General features: G+C 48.9%; 15 protein-coding genes and 2 tRNA genes. 16 read left to right on the top strand and 1 reads right to left on the bottom strand.

The features are described from left to right. The first annotated feature begins 358 nt into the window (after nucleotides 1-358). The 10 genes from OEY58_16160 to OEY58_16115 all read left to right on the top strand — a co-directional run bounded on the left by OEY58_16160 (nucleotide 359) and on the right by OEY58_16115 (nucleotide 9,154). On the top strand, nucleotides 359-2,134 hold the full coding sequence (locus OEY58_16160) for a tetratricopeptide repeat protein (GenBank protein MDH5326990.1): 1,776 nt from the start codon (nucleotides 359-361) through the stop codon (nucleotides 2,132-2,134). Beyond that, a complete protein-coding gene (gene lolB, locus OEY58_16155) occupies nucleotides 2,131-2,739 on the top strand; it encodes a lipoprotein insertase outer membrane protein LolB (GenBank protein ID MDH5326989.1) in 609 nt (202 codons plus the stop codon). Before OEY58_16160 ends, lolB begins: the two co-directional genes overlap by 4 nt. Beyond that, a complete protein-coding gene (gene ispE, locus OEY58_16150) occupies nucleotides 2,736-3,635 on the top strand; it encodes a 4-(cytidine 5'-diphospho)-2-C-methyl-D-erythritol kinase (protein MDH5326988.1) in 900 nt (299 codons plus the stop codon). Before lolB ends, ispE begins: the two co-directional genes overlap by 4 nt. 15 nt (nucleotides 3,636-3,650) lie before the next feature. Continuing rightward, nucleotides 3,651-3,725 (top strand) — tRNA-Gln (locus OEY58_16145). 216 nt (nucleotides 3,726-3,941) lie between these two features. After that, nucleotides 3,942-4,880, top strand: a complete 939-nt coding sequence (locus tag OEY58_16140) for a ribose-phosphate diphosphokinase (protein ID MDH5326987.1) — start codon at nucleotides 3,942-3,944, stop codon at nucleotides 4,878-4,880. Nucleotides 4,881-5,026: 146 nt separating this feature from the next. Then, a complete protein-coding gene (locus OEY58_16135; GenBank protein ID MDH5326986.1) occupies nucleotides 5,027-5,635 on the top strand; it encodes a 50S ribosomal protein L25/general stress protein Ctc in 609 nt (202 codons plus the stop codon). Between the two features lie 30 nt (nucleotides 5,636-5,665). Further along, entirely contained in the window at nucleotides 5,666-6,250 is a 585-nt protein-coding gene (gene pth / locus OEY58_16130; GenBank protein MDH5326985.1) for an aminoacyl-tRNA hydrolase, read from the top strand. Nucleotides 6,251-6,278: 28 nt separating this feature from the next. Then, complete coding sequence (gene ychF, locus OEY58_16125; protein MDH5326984.1) at nucleotides 6,279-7,370, top strand: redox-regulated ATPase YchF; 1,092 nt, start codon at nucleotides 6,279-6,281, stop codon at nucleotides 7,368-7,370. A 95-nt stretch (nucleotides 7,371-7,465) separates the two neighbouring features. After that, complete coding sequence (locus tag OEY58_16120; protein MDH5326983.1) at nucleotides 7,466-8,317, top strand: DUF6279 family lipoprotein; 852 nt, start codon at nucleotides 7,466-7,468, stop codon at nucleotides 8,315-8,317. A gap of 75 nt (nucleotides 8,318-8,392) precedes the next feature. Continuing rightward, a complete protein-coding gene (locus OEY58_16115; GenBank protein MDH5326982.1) occupies nucleotides 8,393-9,154 on the top strand; it encodes a hypothetical protein in 762 nt (253 codons plus the stop codon). A gap of 22 nt (nucleotides 9,155-9,176) precedes the next feature. On the opposite strand, the gene OEY58_16110 is transcribed toward OEY58_16115, so the two are convergent. Continuing rightward, nucleotides 9,177-10,097 (bottom strand): hypothetical protein, encoded by a 921-nt coding sequence (locus OEY58_16110; GenBank protein MDH5326981.1) that lies wholly within the window; start codon nucleotides 10,095-10,097, stop codon nucleotides 9,177-9,179. A 702-nt stretch (nucleotides 10,098-10,799) separates the two neighbouring features. On the opposite strand from OEY58_16110, the gene OEY58_16105 reads away from it, so the two are divergent. The 6 genes from OEY58_16105 (at nucleotide 10,800) to OEY58_16080 (ending at nucleotide 16,733) form a co-directional block, all read left to right on the top strand. Next, a tRNA-Met gene (locus OEY58_16105) sits at nucleotides 10,800-10,876 on the top strand. 606 nt (nucleotides 10,877-11,482) lie between these two features. Next, nucleotides 11,483-12,250 (top strand): outer membrane lipoprotein-sorting protein, encoded by a 768-nt coding sequence (locus tag OEY58_16100; protein ID MDH5326980.1) that lies wholly within the window; start codon nucleotides 11,483-11,485, stop codon nucleotides 12,248-12,250. Continuing rightward, nucleotides 12,247-13,467: an ABC transporter permease gene (locus OEY58_16095; GenBank protein ID MDH5326979.1), complete on the top strand. Its 1,221-nt coding sequence runs from the start codon at nucleotides 12,247-12,249 to the stop codon at nucleotides 13,465-13,467. The genes OEY58_16100 and OEY58_16095 overlap by 4 nt, the downstream gene beginning before the upstream one ends. A 39-nt stretch (nucleotides 13,468-13,506) precedes the next feature. Beyond that, complete coding sequence (locus tag OEY58_16090) at nucleotides 13,507-14,745, top strand: FtsX-like permease family protein (protein MDH5326978.1); 1,239 nt, start codon at nucleotides 13,507-13,509, stop codon at nucleotides 14,743-14,745. A gap of 16 nt (nucleotides 14,746-14,761) precedes the next feature. Continuing rightward, nucleotides 14,762-15,475, top strand: coding sequence for an ABC transporter ATP-binding protein (locus OEY58_16085; GenBank protein ID MDH5326977.1), 714 nt, complete (start codon nucleotides 14,762-14,764; stop codon nucleotides 15,473-15,475). A 112-nt stretch (nucleotides 15,476-15,587) separates the two neighbouring features. Beyond that, on the top strand, nucleotides 15,588-16,733 hold the full coding sequence (locus tag OEY58_16080) for a hypothetical protein (GenBank protein ID MDH5326976.1): 1,146 nt from the start codon (nucleotides 15,588-15,590) through the stop codon (nucleotides 16,731-16,733). Nucleotides 16,734-16,770: the final 37 nt, after the last annotated feature.

Below are 16,770 nucleotides of genomic sequence, written 5' to 3'. Positions count from 1 at the left end.
CTATCGGGCATTTTAAAGGAAAATGTAACCAGAAGTTGCTTTTCGAACGCCCAAATCGCACAATTTTTAGCAATTACACTAAAAATATAGTGGTTATTTTATAGTCTACTTAGTAAATTTCATCCTAATTACGTATATTCCTACGTAAGGGGGCGAAATTTAACAAAAAGTACCAGAATACCCGACGATTGGCGCCTATATTACATGTAATATGTACAATAGAAAACACCAAATAGTTATTACAAGTGGGGAAAGAATGTAGTATAAAAGAAGCTCTAAGCACTAATGAAAAATACCCTCCGGTTTTGGCATCCAATTTGTAGTAGATAAAAAAATGGTAGGGGGGCAGGAGTACAAGATGAAATTAAGTCGAAATCTAATCCTTTTAATCAATATTTCGGTTTTGACTGGATGTGGCGCCATGGCGCGGCAACCGGATACGGGGCAAGACCAAGATGTAGCTCAATTGAATCAAAAGGATTTGATTACCAGTGAAGCGAAAGTGGACGACATGCAGTTCGAGCCGGCTTTACTACCTAAACTTGAAACCAGAATTGCACCTCAACATCTATACCGACTGCTGTTGGCGGAGATTTCCGCGCAGCGAGGTCATCTGGATGTGGCCGTTCGTAATTATCTGGATGTTGCTACCGAAACTAAAGATCCCAAAGTAGCCGAACGGGCTGCCCAGGTGGCAAGCTACTCTCAGGATGTGAGCAAAATGTTGTCCGCCGCCCGCTTATGGGTAGAGTTGGATGCGGAGAATCCTCAGTCTTTTGCTACCTATGCGGGAGCTTTACTCAAAATTGGCAGAGCAGCCGAAGCAGTGGAGCAATATCAAAAAATGTTACAACACATAGACGATACGGCACGCGGGTTTAGCGCCATTGTCTCTCGCTTGTCGCGGGAACCCGATCGGTCCCTGGCTATCACTGTCATGGAAAAGGTTGTGGAAGACTATCGCGATAATTACGAAGCCTTGTTTGCCTATGCCCATCTGGCCATGCGTCATGTCAACTTCGATTTGGCCTTAACCACCTTGGACCAGGTTCTGAAATTGAAAGCCAACTGGGATAAGGCGGTTATCCTTCGAGCCAGAGTACTGGCTTTACAAGGGGAAGGTGATACGGCATTGAGCTTTCTGAAAACCTCTCTGGATGGGGATTTGGAAAAGAATGCTGACGTACGCATGTCCTATGCTCGTATGTTGTTTGAGGCGCGAAAGTATGACGCTGCCTTGGCGCAGTTCATTCGACTGTCCGAACTGCATCCCAAACATGCCGATGCAAACTATTTTAGCGGTGTACTGGCGGTGCAGCTGAAAAAGCCCAAACTGGCTAGCGAGCATTTGTTGAAAGTGCGTGAGTTGGGATTGCACCGAGCGGAAACCAGTTTTTATTTGGGGCAGGCTGCAGAGCAATTAAACGATTATAAAGACGCCATCAACTATTATCTGGGTGTTCGGCATGGGGAATACTATTTCAATGCGCAATTGAGAGTTATTTCTCTGATGAGCAAACAACAAGACTATGCATCCGCCAGGAACCACATCGGCACTGTGCGTGTTGAGAGTGAAAAACAACAAATTCAGTTATTCCTGGTAGAAGGCGATTTGCTGCGGGAAACTAAAAAGTATCCGGAAGCCAAGCAGTTTTACTCTGATATCTTGACCAAGTTCCCGAAAGAATCCAGCGTCCGCTATGCTCGAGCCTTGATTGCAGAGAAGCTGGGAGAATTGGCGCTGGTTGAAAGTGATTTGTTAGAGATTTTGAAAGAAGAGCCCGAAAATGCTCAAGTTCTGAATGCGCTGGGATACACGCTGGCGGATCGAACCAGTCGTTATGAGGAAGCGTTGACCTATATCAAGCGGGCATTTGAGTTGCAGCCCAATGATGCTGCTGTGATTGACAGCATGGGTTGGGTGCAATATCAAATGGGCAATTACAAAACTGCATTGAGTCATTTGCAACGAGCTAATGAACTAACCCAAGATCCGGAAATTGCCGCTCATTTGGGTGAGGTTCTGTGGGTTATGGGTAATAAGAGTCAGGCTCTGGAAACTTGGGAAAATTCTCTCAAGACCAATCCCGATCATGAGGCTTTGCGCAGTGTCATGAAGCGATTTGGTTTGTGAGATTCGTTTTATTGTTGTGCGCATCCCTGCTCAGTGGATGCGCCACTCTTTCCGGTTCAACTTCATCTTCTTCTGTAGACGTTCAATCCCTGCCGCAACTGTCGGCACGGCAACAACACCTGGAACAGATTCCCCAATGGTCTGTTAGCGCGAGACTTTCTGTACGGTATGAAACCCAAGCTTGGTCGGGGCAAATGCGCTGGCAACAAGGTGCGGAAGACTATCTGATCAATATCAACGCCCCCCTGGGGCAGGGCGCCATGCAGTTGAAAAGCAACCCGCAGTTTGGGGTGGAAATGCGCCTGGCCGATGGACATGTGTCCTATGCGGATAACCCGCAAACTTTACTGTATGATTTTACCGGTTGGCAGATTCCCATGTCGGGTCTGCAATATTGGCTGCGTGGCATCCCAATGGCCGGACGAGTTAAGGCCGTGGAGCTTGATGATTCGGGTCGCGTTTCACTGTTACAACAGGGCGATTGGCAGATACAATACAAGTCCTATACCGATACTCGGACTATTCCCATGCCGCGTAAACTGATACTGAAAAACGGTAAGTTGAAAATTATCGTTGTGGTGGATCACTGGAATCTTGAAGCGTGAGTCTGCTGCAATGCATTAATGAGGTGTCGATGTGGCCGGCGCCTGCAAAGGTCAACTGGTTTTTGCACATTACAGGGCGCAGGCCGGACGGTTATCATGAGCTGCAATCCCTGTTTCAGTTTCTCGATTTTGGCGATACATTGCAATTTCACGTTCGTGACGATGGCGTGATTAACCGGCTCAGTGAAATTGAGGGCGTTGCAGTCCAAGACGATCTGGTCGTCAAGGCTGCCGGCCGTCTACAGCAGGTTGCGTCCTCCGATTTCGGGGTGGATATTCAAGTCGAAAAACACATTCCCATGGGTGGTGGTCTGGGCGGTGGAAGTTCCGATGCAGCCACTGTGCTAGTGGCCTTGAATCAATTATGGGGCTTGAACTACAGCATTGATACTTTGGCGGATATAGGTTTGTCGCTGGGTGCCGATGTGCCCGTGTTTGTTCGGGCGCATGCTGCTTGGGCGGAAGGAGTGGGAGAAAAGCTCACTGAAGTGACCCTGGAGGAGCCTTGGCTTGTGGTGATCAGCCCAGGGGTTTCTGTGCCTACAGCCGAACTTTTTACAGACTCGGAATTGACACGAGATTCGCAAGCCATCACAATACGCGACTACCTTGGCGGAGCCGGGGGAAATGTTTTCGAGCCACTGGTACGGAGAAAATTCCCTGCAGTTGCTGCGGCATTAGATTGGCTCAATACGGTGCTTGGAACCGATTCCGCAAAAATGAGCGGTACCGGCAGTAGCGTATTTGTTGCGGTTCCGAGCGAGGAGCGGGCACAACAAGTGCTCGAACAAATGCCAACACAATGGTGTGGTGTTAAGGGGAGCGGATTTAAGGCAAAGGCTTTAAACGTTTCGCCACTGCAGACCAAATGCAGGAAAATGTTCGGCAAATTTTGAGTTTTACACTTTTATTGGGGTGTCGCCAAGCGGTAAGGCACAGGGTTTTGATCCCTGCATTCCCAGGTTCGAATCCTGGCACCCCAGCCAAATAATTGATTGGGCTGGCAGGTTTAACAAGTACGAGCTATTAGCACGCTGGATGAGAACCGTCAAAAGGTTCGACAAAATGCCCGCGCAGCGGGGATTTTGAACGGCGCAGCGGAGCTGACCCTAAGGCGCTGTGCGCCGATTCTGTTTCAGCCTAGGATAAGCTTGTTTAAGGTCACACTTTTTAAGAGGGTTTCAACCGTGTCTGACGGCAGAATGATGGTGTTTGCCGGAAACGCCAATTCTAACTTAGCCCAGGCTGTGGCCAATTACCTGAGCATTTCTCTGGGTAAGGTACAAATCGGCCGTTTCAGCGACGGCGAGGTGATGCTGGAGTTGATGGAAAATGTCCGTGGTCGGGATGTTTTCATTATTCAACCAACTTGCGCGCCTACCAACGATAACTTAATGGAATTGTTGGTGTTTATCGACGCGGTTCGCCGGGCTTCGGCTTATCGTATTACCGCGGTTATTCCCTATTTTGGTTATTCCCGTCAAGATCGCCGGCCTCGTTCGGCCAGAGTGCCGTTAACAGCAAAGGTCGTGGCGGACTTGATTACCACCACCGGTGCAGATCGGGTACTTACGGTTGATTTGCACGCTGACCAGATTCAGGGTTTTTTTGAAAAACCCATGGACAATATTTACGCATCCCCAATCTTGTTAGGTGATGTGTGGCGGCAGGAATATCCAAATTTGATTGTGGTATCCCCTGACGTGGGCGGGGTGGTACGAGCCAGAGCATTGGCGAAACGTTTGGACGATGCGGATTTGGCCATCATCGATAAACGACGTCCCCGGCCTAATGAAGCTAAAGTGATGAATATCATCGGTGACGTAGAAGGGCGACAATGCGTTTTGATTGATGACTTGGTAGATACCGCCGGGACTTTATGCATGGCGGCACAAGCATTAAAAGAACACGGCGCAGACAAAGTGGTGGCCTACTGTACTCATGCTGTCTTGTCGGGCAAGGCAGTGGCAAACATCACTGCATCAGAATTAGATGAGTTGGTGGTTACGGATACGATTCCACTGACCGATGCGGCCCAGGCTTGTGGCAAGATCCGCCAGCTCAGTATCGCCGGTTTACTGGCGGAAACGATGCGCCGCATCAGTAACGAAGAATCTGTCAGTTCATTGTTCATGGATTGAGTTTATGGACTGATTATCTGTTTTCAACACGGGATTTGGTCGCGAAATCCGGTGTTGAAGAGGCAATCTGCGGATTGCATGAGAGCGCAAGCCGATGTTTTTTTACACGGTTTCGCTGGTTGTTAATTGAGACTTGGAGACTGACAATGAGTATAAGTTTTACGGTGGAAGCCGAAGTTCGTACGGATGTGGGGAAGGGTGCGAGCCGCCGCCTGCGTCATGCGAATAAAGTACCTGGTGTTATGTATGGTGCGGGACAAGATGCAGTATCAATACTGATGAATCACAATGAAATGTTGCATCATCTGGAGCACGAAGCATTCTATTCTCATATCCTTACCATGAAGGTTGGTGGGAACAGCGAGAAAGTTGTGCTGAAAGATGTGCAACGGGATCCCAGTAAGCCGAAAATCCTGCACATGGATTTCCAACGGGTTAGCGAAACGGACAAAATTCACATGCATGTTCCTCTGCACTTTGTGGGTGAAGCCAATTCACCGGGCGTAAAGGCTGGTGGCAGCGTGTCCCATTCCATGACCAGCCTGGATGTGTTGTGTATGGCCAAGGATTTACCGGAGTTTATCGAAGTGGATTTATCCACATTGGAAACGGGGCAGGCTTTACATCTTTCCGATATTAAACTGCCCAGCGGTGTGACCATTCCTGCTTTAAGCCACGGAGCGGATCACGATACAGCGGTAGTTAGTTGTCATGCTCCTAAGGGTGGTGCTGCGGAAGAAGCCGCTGCCGAATAAAATCGGATAGCTCTCCTAAAACCGGCGTTTATGTCGACTATTGATCTCATTGTGGGGTTGGGAAATCCCGGTCCCCAATATGAGCTCACGCGGCATAACGCCGGTTTTTGGTTGGTAGATGAATTGGCTCGGCAAAAAGGTGTGCTGTTTCGTAATGAAAGTAAATTTCATGCTGATGTTTGCCTGTTGAGCCTTGATGGTTATCAAATCCGCCTGCTCAAACCCCATACTTATATGAACCGCAGTGGTCTTGCCGTAGCGGCTATTTCCCGGTTTTACAAAATTCCGGTGGAAAACATACTGGTGGTGCACGATGAGCTGGATCTTCCGCCTGGAGAGGTGCGTTTGAAAAAAGGCGGTGGCCATGGCGGTCATAACGGTCTTAGGGATATCGCGGCGCAATTGGGTAAGGAATTCTTGCGTCTACGTATAGGAATTGGACATCCGGGCAATAGCCGCGAGGTAGCGGATTACGTGCTGGGCAAAGCGGCCAAAGCGGATGCTGAGCGTATTGAAGACATCATTGACGAATCGATTCGCTATCTTCCCCAGCTACTGGACGGCAAATTGCAGATTGCCATGAATCATCTGCACAGTATTAAAATAGAACGTTAGCCGCTCGGCTTTGCAATGAGGATCGAATATGGGTATTAAGTGTGGAATTGTCGGATTGCCCAATGTAGGGAAATCCACCTTGTTTAACGCTTTGACCAAAGCCGGAATACAAGCGGAAAATTATCCTTTCTGTACTATAGAGCCCAATGTTGGGGTAGTGCCGGTGCCTGATCCGCGCTTGGATGAATTAGCAAAAATCGTCAAACCCCAAAAAGTGATACCCACCACGATTGAGTTTGTGGACATTGCCGGCTTGGTGGCAGGGGCTTCCAAAGGTGAAGGCTTGGGTAATCAATTTTTGGCTAACATTCGCGAGACGGATGCCGTAGCACATGTGGTGCGTTGTTTTGAAGATGACGATGTGGTGCATGTGGCCGGGAAGGTAAATCCAATCAATGATATTGAAATCATCAATACCGAATTGGCATTGGCGGATTTACAGTCCGTGGAAAAAGGCTTGATCAAAGCAAGTAAAGCCGCAAAAAGCGGCGACAAAGCGGCAATTGCACTACAAAAATTGCTGGAACGTATTCGTGACCACTTGGATCAAGGGGCACCGGTGCGCACCTTGGGGCTGGATGCGGCGGAATTGGAACAGTTGCGAGAGTTTCATTTTTTGACCGTGAAACCGACTTTGTATATTGCTAATGTGGCGGAGAGTGGATTTGAAAACAATCCCTTCCTGGAACAGGTGAAACAGCTGGCGGCAACGGAAGACGCGGAAGTGGTGCCGGTTTGCGCAGCTATTGAATCGGAGTTGGTGGAGTTGGCAGACGATGAAAGGCAGGAATTCTTGGACGAATTGGGGTTACAGGAACCGGGCCTGAATCGGGTCATACGGGCAGGATATAAATTGCTGAACTTGCATACGTATTTCACTGCTGGCGTGAAAGAGGTGCGGGCCTGGACGGTTCGGGTAGGGGCTACAGCACCACAAGCCGCAGGTGTGATTCATACGGATTTCGAAAAAGGGTTTATTCGTGCCGAAGTTGTTGCCTATTCAGACTTTATCACTCATGGTGGAGAGCAGGGTGCTAAAGAAGCCGGTAAGTGGCGTTTGGAAGGTAAGGAGTATGTAACTCATGACGGTGATGTGATGCACTTTCGGTTTAACGTCTAACTAAGAATTTGGTGTCGGGGGATTGGCCAGATGCCCCCAGTTACAATTTTTCCCAGCCTCATGCTATATTAATCACTCACTGCTGGAGTGATTTCATGCGGAAACCGTCCTTTCGAACACTATGGTTGATCCTGGTGCTGAGTTTCAGTGTCTCGGCATGCGGTGTTAGTATGATCTACAACCGCCTTGACTGGGTGGTGCCATTTTATGTTGATGATTTCGTCACCCTGGACGAAGATCAGCAAATAAAACTTCATAACAAACTCAATAGTCTACTCGCTTGGCACAGAAGTACGCAACTCAGCGTGTATTCCAAAATGTTGCGTAAGGCCCGCACCGATGTAAGTAACGGTCTGTCAGCGGAAAAAATCCAAGAAATATTTCAAGGTTTTGATCAAGGGTGGGAGGCGTTAATGGCAGCCGCAGCCCCGCCTATCGCGGACCTGTTGTTGACGATTTCGTCGGAGCAAAAAACGGAATTGTTCCAGAATCTCAAATCGCTGAATGCAGAATACCAGGAAAAATACATTGCTATCAGTGATGAGGAAAAACTGGAAAAAATTGTCGAAAAAATGCAGGACAATTTTTCTGACTGGCTGGGAGATCTATCCGAAGCCCAGGAAAAGATGATTTCCACATATGCGGCACAATTGGTACCTATCCATGCGGACCGGTATGCGTTTCGCTTGCAATGGCAAGAGCAGTTGAAGCAGATCCTATACCACGAAGCGCAACCTGAGGCTATGCGCAAACAGTTGATGGAACTGTTTGCACAGGCCAAGCGGTTGTATCCGCAAGCTTATAAGGACAAGTTGCAAGCTAACCGTCTAGTGGTGCAAAACATGCTATTGGCCATGAACAGTGGAATCAGTAAAGCGCAAATGGCGCATCTGGCAAACAAGCTGGAACATTACGCAGCCAGTTTTGATGAGCTTTCCCAAGGATAGCGGCTGGATTCAATGGCCGGGGAAAGAGTAAAGCGGGTTGCCGGGAGCAATCGGTAGTAGAGGCAAGGTGGATGTATGAGCAAAGAAATTGCAGCGCACGATGAAGAAGCGGATCCGCTCGAAGAAGATGCAGTTTACCATCGGGAAATCACCGCAAAAGGTAGCTCCGGCAATCGCTGGGACGGCTACCGGTTAAGTCCCTGGTTGTTTTTTATTGGGGTTGTCATTGCCGTGGCTTGTGTTCAGCTGGGTTATGTAGTGCAAGACACCCTGCAAAATACCAGTCTGGAAGCCATGCGAAACAAGCCGGCGGATATGGGTTTGTTTTTTGTATTCGCGTTTGGTACCCCTTTGGGTTTTGCGCTGATGGTGATCAGCGCTCTTTGGTTCAGCGCCAAGCGCTCTTCCAATTTAGGCTTGTATGTGGTGACGGCATTGTTTCTGCTAAGTTTCCCCGTGTTGGTGCCACATGCATTTGGGCGCAGTATCAGCGGCGCTTACTTCGGGACCGGCGGGTATATTATTCTCACATGTGTCATTATTTCGTTTTGGTTCTGGATGAAATATCGATCAGCCTTAACCACTTCATATAAAGCGGCGGCTGATTTGCAGGCTATGGGTTATTTGTGTTTTGCGCTGGCAGCATGGAATTTATGCGGGTTTGGAGCAGCCCCGAGTTTTGCTCTATACCCTGAGAAAATGCTGCAACACGGCAGTCAGCCCTTTGCTATAGGTCAACTGAAAGCCATCATGGCATATTTTGTCTGTGCTTGGGTGTTTACAGCTGCCGGTATGTACAAATCCTTTCGTTTAAAGCGCTACCGACAGCAAAAATAGTGAACCATTGGGTGGGATTCGTTCAGGCCGTTTCCGGCTTATGGGTTTTCTTTGAATTGCGGTATTGTTTGTTGTAGTTGGCGGCACGAAAATGTTGATCGTCGAATACCCGGTCAAATGGGATGAAGTGATGTTTTTTGCTGCAGGTTTTCAGTTCCGACATGACGTTAAATCCACAGCCGGTGAATATGCGTTTGGCCAGCGGAAACAATGGGTAGGCCGGGTACAGATTGCACTGGGATATATCCAGTTTAGCCAGTTCGGGGGTGGTTTCATACTCGCCCGGGCAGATCAGCACTATAGGTGGTCGGGCGTTTTCTATTTCCTGCACTTCTTTGACAAACAATAAAAGCTCGTGGATTTCATGTCTCGGGCCGCTGTGTACCACCAACCATGACTCCGATATTTCCCTTCTGAGGGCCTGACTCAGAGCCTGAGCGACTTTTTCATGACTGTATTTCATGTGGGTCAAAGGCAGTGGAAACACGTGATCGCTGTGACGGTTGAGCCAATGTAAGTGATCACTATGCAGCGTTTCTATGACATAGGTGGTTTGGAAGCGGTGTTGTGTTGCCGTGATGTATTTGGTGTAATTTTGCCACTTCAGAATCCGAGCAATATGGGTCAGTGGAATATGTTCCTGTAGAAAATCCAGCTCACCAAATATTCCCATGGGAAACGTGTCAACAAAAGCCTGACTGACGTCGTGATGCTCAATGATGTCTTGTATGAAAGCTTGTAATTTGAGTTTTTGAGAAAAATCGTAGTGAGGACAATCCAAGGGAATGACGTTCGACGGCAGTATTTTAAACGGTGTATCTTCCAGGGTGTGTTCCAAAGAAGTCAGTAGCAGCACTTCCTCTTTAATGCCCAGTGTATGAATCACAGACATGGCTCTGGTTATATGACCATAACCACCACCCAGTGCATAGTATAAAAGCATGCAAATCCGCCCCCTGGCCCGGACAGCTGTTGTTGAGTCAAAGTCTTAATCCGCTCTATTCAGTCTCTCTCGCCCGTCCATGGACGCATACTGTTTTCCGTGACAATAGCCTGCTTTGCGAGGCTTGAGCATACACCGGATTATGACTTTAAGATACTGATTTATCGAGGGAACCGCTGGTTCATTCCAGGAATGGCATTTATGCGAAACAAATCGTTTTTGCTCATCCAAGAATTAATCAGAGATCCCCGAGTTTCAGACGCCCATTTATGATCTTAGGCGCCGGTAAAAATTCTTTGTTTGAAACAGGGTTTGAAAAAGGATAAGAAAACGCGAATCTCGTAACGGGCATGTTACGTTGGCTCAAGCAGGGGTGGTACTGGTCAAATGGGTAGTGTTCGGGGAGCATCCCCAGGGTGCCGCGGATCTGAAATAGAAAGGAACTGAAAAAATTTATTATAAACATATTGATACAGTTTAACTGCTAAAACCCAGGAATCCAGTCAAAATTTCATCGAAATGGCTTAGAGTTGTCGGTTTGCTTCTATATGCAGATGATGGTCGAGTTTTTCCAAACCGGAGAAAATCGCTAACTAATTGATTAATAAGATGTAATACTAAGAGGCTCTTATTTGTGATCCATAGAAAACTTGACAGCATGACGCTTTCCCAGCAAAATTGCGCCCTTTCCGAAAAACGAAAGGCTACATAGCTCAGCTGGTTAGAGCACATCACTCATAATGATGGGGTCCCAGGTTCGAATCCCGGTGTAGCCACCATTTTCCCAAGCAAAATAGCCGCATTAGATGCGGCTATTTTGTTTCCAGCTCAAACACTTTCTTTTAGTAGAATCCGCAGAGAGGCTCATCCAGAACGATAAGCTGGGCGTTGGCTTGTGATGTACGCACACCGCTATGATTCGCGTAAGTGGATTCGCCGCAAAACTAAAAAATTGTTTGTCGATATTTTGCAAATAAAGGGCTTTGTTGCCGGTAGTAACGTCGTTGATCTTTCATCGGAGACTGAGTAAATTCGTAAACCTGATGATTTCCGTAAAGTTACTGCCTAACGACGTATGGATATATAAACAGAAAGTACCGCGGGTGAAAGTGGTCTCATTTGGAATTTTCTGTGTAGGAACGGCCGGATTGTTCTGATTGCGGACAATCGGGTCTTTCGTCTGTAAACCCCCTTAGTTTACACGATTATTTGTTACGACTGACAAGTTCCCCCCGAAGTGGATGAAATGTAATCGGGCGTCTTTTGGCAATCATCCTGTTCACGGTATTTACTATACTTATTAGAGTTCTTGTCGTTTTTTTTTGGTATTGGCAGTTGTTTATTTGGTGTTTAATTCATGGACTTCGTGGAAAGGACGGGTGGTGATGCGTGAATGCTTGAGTTTGTCTCTATTGCTGGGATTGCTTTTGGCCGGAGCCCATTCAGCCTTGGCGGACACGACATCACTGGAACGTACCCGCCAAATCCTGCGGCAAATCGACGACATGTGGCGTGGCGATTCATCGCATACGGTCATGACCATGGAAGTACGTACAGCCCACTATACCCGCAATATGACCATGGAAGGGTGGAGTAAGGGCAAGGACAAAACCCTGGTTCGCATTCTCAAGCCGCTGAAGGAAAAAGGGACGGCCAGTCTCAAATCCGGTAACAGTATTTACAGTTACTTACCCAAAACCAATCGCACGGTACGTCTGACCTCCAGCATGATGATGGGTTCCTGGATGGGCAGTCATTTTACCAATGATGACTTAGTGAAAGAGTCGCGCATGGAAGATGATTTTAACCCGGATATCAGTTTTGAAGGCGTGCGCGATGGGGTGCCGGTTATAGAGTTTACCCTGGTGCCCAAGCCCGATGCGGCGGTGGTGTGGGGTAAAGTGGTGGTAACGGTTCAAGCCAAAACGTTGTTGCCCATCACCCAGCTTTACTACGATGAAGACATGAAGGTGGCGCGTACCATCCGTTTCAGTGATATTCAAAAACTCGGGGGTCGGGAAATCCCGGTACAAATGCGCGTGGTTCCCGCGGATAAACCCGAAGAGTACACCCATCTGGTGTATAAGAAACTGGAGTTGAATATACCCCTGCAGGATGCTTTTTTCTCCCTAAGCCGGCTCAAACGGCAATGAATATCCTCTCGCTATCTTTACGTAATGTGGTTCGCAGTTGGCGTCGCTCCCTGGTGACTACACTGGCCATGGCTTTTGCAGGCTTAATCATGATTTTGTTTGCCGCCTTAATGGAGGGCATGCTGCAGGACAGTGAACGTAATGCCGTGAGTATGAATCTGGGGGATATACAAATCCATCGGCCCGGTTATCGCGACGATCCCGATTTATACAGCACCATTACCGATCATGAAGCTCTGCTGCAAAGTATTCGTGGCCAAGGGTTGTATGCCAGTTCCCGCCTGTACGGTTTCGGACTGGCGGCGGTAGGTACGGCATCAGCCGGGGTGCAACTTCGTGCCATTGAGCCGCAATACGAGCAAACGGTCACACAGATTCATCGTCATGTGTTGCAGGGTGAGTGGTTGCACGACTCACAGCCCAATGGGATTGTGCTGGGTCGGAAATTATCCCGAACCTTGGGCGTGAAGCCGGGGGATGAAGTGGTGTTTGTGGGCCAAGCTGCGGACGGTTCTATGGCCAATGATGTGTACTTCGTGCGAGGCATTCTTAAATCGGTCGCTGATGATGTGGATCGTGCCGGAGTGTATATGCTGCAAAGCAGCTACAGAGAGCTCATGGTGTTCCCTCAGGGAGTACATGAGATTGCAGTGATGCGTCCAGACCGCAGCACGGATCTGCAAGCAGCGGTGGCCGGTGTGCTTGCCCTGGCACCGCAACAGGAAACCCTAAGTTGGCGCGAACTCATGCCGGTATTAGCCAATATTCTGGAAATTGCCGATAGCCAGATGTTGGTGATGTTATTAATCACCTATGTGGCGGTGGCCACTGTGGTGTTGAACGCAATGTTGATGAGTGTGTTTGAACGTATTCAGGAGTTCGGGGTGATGAAAGCCGTGGGAGTAAGTCCCTGGCAATTGTTGCGGCTCATCTATGCAGAAAGCCTGATCCAGGTATTTATCGCCGGTACATTAGCCATCGTGTGTGGATGGCCGGTGGCGGCGTATTTTCAAGACAACGGCATAGATTTAACTGCATTCAGCAGCGGTGTCTCCTGGGGCGGTGTTGCACTGGAGCCGGTGATTCGCGCCCAGGTTAGCGCTGAAGCCTTGTTGCAGCCTGTTTTGGTGCTGGCGCTCGTGGCGGTGCTTGCTGTGCTCTACCCGGCAATCAAAGCCGCTGTGATCCAACCGGTTCAAGCCATACATCATCGATGAAACAGCAATGACGATTTTCATAGCAAAGAGAGATCGATCATGAATCTAAGCCAAACCGCCTGGCGTAATATCTGGCGGCGCAAACGTCGTACTTTGATTACGGCTTTTTCTATTGGTTTTGGTGTCATGTTGGCGGTGACTTTCACCGGTACCGGTGATTACGCTTACACCAAAATGATTGATACGGGAGCTCGCATGGGTTTGGGGCATGTCAGTATCCAACCTCCCGGATATCAACAAGCGCCGGCACTGGATAAGCGCATTAATGGAGTGAATAAAATGCGCCAACACATTATGTTCCTGAGCGGGGTGAACCATGTGGATGTACGCATTATGGGGCAGGCAATGTTCGCCAGCGCTCGTAAAAACATCGGCGGAATGTTTATGGCCATCGATCCGCGTACAGAACTGCCACAATACAATCTGTTGTTGGACTCCCTGGTGGAGGGAAGTTTGTTCGAAGGTGTGGATGGTCAGGGGATTGTCATTGGCCAAAAACTGGCGGAAAAACTCAAACTCAAATTGGGGAAAAAAATGGTCTACACCACCACAGATGTCAACGGTGAGATCGTCAGTGCCATCGCTCGGGTCAGTGGTATTTTTCGCACCGGCGTTACAGAGGTGGACGGAGCCATGGCTTTATTGCCCATCGACAGCGTTCGTGCGGTGTTGAACTATGCTGCTGATGAGGCCACATTAGCAGCGGTGGTGATCTCTGATCAACGACAGGCCGAGCCCATGCGCGATGCCATTAAGTCCAAACTACAAAATGCGCGCGCAGAAGTATTGAGTTGGAAACAAAGCCAACCGGATTTGGCCGGACTTATTGGTATGGATCGAGCCGGAAACTACATCAGCCAAATTCTCATCGGCTTACTGATAGCTGCCGGTATTCTCAATACCTTATTGATGAGCGTGCTGGAGCGCACACGTGAGTTTGGTGTCATGATGGCCGTAGGTATGTCGCCATTGACTTTGTTTCGTTTGGTCATGGTGGAGTCGTTTTATCTGGCTGTTATTGGTCTGATTATGGGGAGTGTGATTACAGCGCCCTGGTATGCTTATTTGGCTACAGTGGGACTGGATTTATCCGGCGCTTTGGATGGGGATTATGTCGCCGGGGGTGTGTTGATCGATCCCTTATTTAAAATTCGACTATTTAAAGAAAGTGTCATTGCCATTTTGGCTGCGGTGTTCACTCTGGCCCTGGTTTCCGGGCTTTATCCGGCCTGGCGTGCCGGGCGAGTACCGCCGGTGGAAAGTTTGAAAACTATTTGAGCGATAACGGACAACCATGGATACACAGTCTTTGTCAGCAAGCGATCATATTGTCAGCCTGAACTCAGTGTCCAAAGTTTATGTACAGGGCAAGGTGAAAGTAAAAGCACTGGATCAGGTTTCTTTGAATATCGAGCGAGGGGATTTTGCCGCGTTGTGCGGCCCATCCGGTTCGGGGAAAACCACGTTGCTCAATTTGATTGGTGGACTGGATAGCCCCAGTTCGGGATCGGTGTTTCTGGAACAGCTCGATCTGGCCCAGCTCAGTCGCTCGGAGTTGTCCACCGTACGGCGTGATCGTATTGGATTTGTGTTTCAAGCGTATAATCTCATTCCAGTCATGACTGCATTTGAAAACGCCGAGTTTGTGATGCGGTTGCAAAATCGGGAAAAAGGCCAGATTCACGAAAAAGTGATGCAGGTACTCAAGCAGGTGGGTTTGGAGGGTATGGAACACCGACGTCCCGATGAGATGTCGGGCGGTCAACAACAGCGGGTGGCCATAGCTCGCGCTATTGTGACGCAACCGGCGATTGTTTTGGCCGACGAACCTACGGCAAACGTGGATTCTGTGACTGCCGAAGCGTTACTGGACTTGATGCAACAGTTGAATCGGGACAGCGGCGTGACGTTTCTGTTTTCTACCCATGACCAAAGAGTGATGGACAGGGCGCGACGTCTGATTACCTTGCATGATGGTCGTATTGAATCGGATGAGGTGCGGGAGTAGGGCGGTGTTAACGGGTTTAACGTCTCGGCTTGGCAGATTACGGCTTGGTGGCGGGTATCTTGGATATAGAGGTTTTTGTCAGTTTTTTGTTGCGGTTCTGCTAATAACCACTATGCCACAACAATCCTTTGCGTTGTGGGAATGGCGCGATGCACAATCGTCCGCCGATGTACGGTTGGCTTTGCGGGTAATGGGTAACGCTTTGTATGCGCGCGATAACGCAGCAGATCAATCGGGGCTGTCTGCGGTCGGACGGTTATTGTTTCAGGGGCATCGTGGCGAAAACTGGGCTTTTGATTTCAATATGTATCATGCTCAGGTTCCCGCTTCATTACTGGGGACAGATCCTGTTGCAGATGTGGAGCGTAGTTCCTTACTGGATTACAGTTACAGTGATAACGCTTACGCCCATTCTACCGTGGATAGAATGAGCGTGCGCTGGTCACACCCCAACTTGGATGTGGTCGTGGGTCGACAGGCGGTAAATCTGGCCACTACCTTTTATTTTTCTCCCAATGATTTGTTCGGTTCTTTCAGAGCGCAAACGTTTTATCGGGAATACAAACCGGGGGTAGATGCATTACAGTTAACCTATGCTGTGAATCCGCTTTCGGTACTGTCCTGGTATTCGGTGTTGGCCTATCGCTCGGATACTTCCTCGTCTTCCGGGTGGTCGGATTCGCCAGAATGGTCACGCAGTTCGCATTTGGCCCGGTTGACCTTTGTAAGAGGAACCGCGGAATGGGGCTTTATCGGCGGTTCGGTGCGGGGTGATGAACTGGTGGCAGGCTCGGTTTCAGCAGAGGCGTTTCAGTGGCTGGGGCTGCGAGCAGAAGCGCAACTGCGTAGACACGAAACCGAGCGATTTACCCGTGTGTCCTTGGGGTTGGAGCACCGTTGGGAAAACAGTCTGGATGCCCGGCTGGAGTTGTTTTATAACGGTAATGGAGCCGGTCAGGTGTCACAATACAATCCTGCCGCGGTGGTGGACACTGTGTATCTGGCCCGGCGTTATGCGGCTGTGGGAGTTTCCTACGAATTTATGCCGCTGCTGTTGGGGCAATTGATGGTTCTGGTTAATCGGGATGATCACTCCTATTTACTGTCCGCCAACTCGGTTTACTCCCTGGATAATGAATCCGAATTGGCTTTTTCAATAGCATTGCCTGGAGGCAGACGGGCACAATCGGGGTTCCCTCAAAGTGAGTATGGTTCCGGTGCTTATTCCATCGCGCTGGAGTGGCGTATGTATCAATAGGATCAAAGCGAGAATGGGTCGAGGAGGAATGTGTCGA

The sequence above is a fragment of the Gammaproteobacteria bacterium genome (assembly GCA_029882975.1).
Lineage (GTDB): Bacteria > Pseudomonadota > Gammaproteobacteria > SZUA-152 > SZUA-152 > JAJDNG01.
The sequence above is the reverse complement of the archived record's forward strand: the minus strand, read 5'-3'. Positions and strand labels throughout refer to the sequence as shown.

Coding starts and splice junctions, on each gene's coding strand:
- OEY58_16080 (MDH5326976.1), top strand. CDS start 15,588: ATGCCACAACAATCCTTTGCGTTGTGGGAATGGCGCGATGCACAATCG.
- OEY58_16115 (MDH5326982.1), top strand. CDS start 8,393: ATGAGCAAAGAAATTGCAGCGCACGATGAAGAAGCGGATCCGCTCGAA.
- OEY58_16085 (MDH5326977.1), top strand. CDS start 14,762: ATGGATACACAGTCTTTGTCAGCAAGCGATCATATTGTCAGCCTGAAC.
- pth (MDH5326985.1), top strand. CDS start 5,666: ATGTCGACTATTGATCTCATTGTGGGGTTGGGAAATCCCGGTCCCCAA.
- OEY58_16090 (MDH5326978.1), top strand. CDS start 13,507: ATGAATCTAAGCCAAACCGCCTGGCGTAATATCTGGCGGCGCAAACGT.
- OEY58_16140 (MDH5326987.1), top strand. CDS start 3,942: ATGATGGTGTTTGCCGGAAACGCCAATTCTAACTTAGCCCAGGCTGTG.
- OEY58_16110 (MDH5326981.1), bottom strand. CDS start 10,097: ATGCTTTTATACTATGCACTGGGTGGTGGTTATGGTCATATAACCAGA.
- OEY58_16100 (MDH5326980.1), top strand. CDS start 11,483: ATGCGTGAATGCTTGAGTTTGTCTCTATTGCTGGGATTGCTTTTGGCC.
- OEY58_16120 (MDH5326983.1), top strand. CDS start 7,466: ATGCGGAAACCGTCCTTTCGAACACTATGGTTGATCCTGGTGCTGAGT.
- OEY58_16095 (MDH5326979.1), top strand. CDS start 12,247: ATGAATATCCTCTCGCTATCTTTACGTAATGTGGTTCGCAGTTGGCGT.
- OEY58_16135 (MDH5326986.1), top strand. CDS start 5,027: ATGAGTATAAGTTTTACGGTGGAAGCCGAAGTTCGTACGGATGTGGGG.
- OEY58_16160 (MDH5326990.1), top strand. CDS start 359: ATGAAATTAAGTCGAAATCTAATCCTTTTAATCAATATTTCGGTTTTG.
- ychF (MDH5326984.1), top strand. CDS start 6,279: ATGGGTATTAAGTGTGGAATTGTCGGATTGCCCAATGTAGGGAAATCC.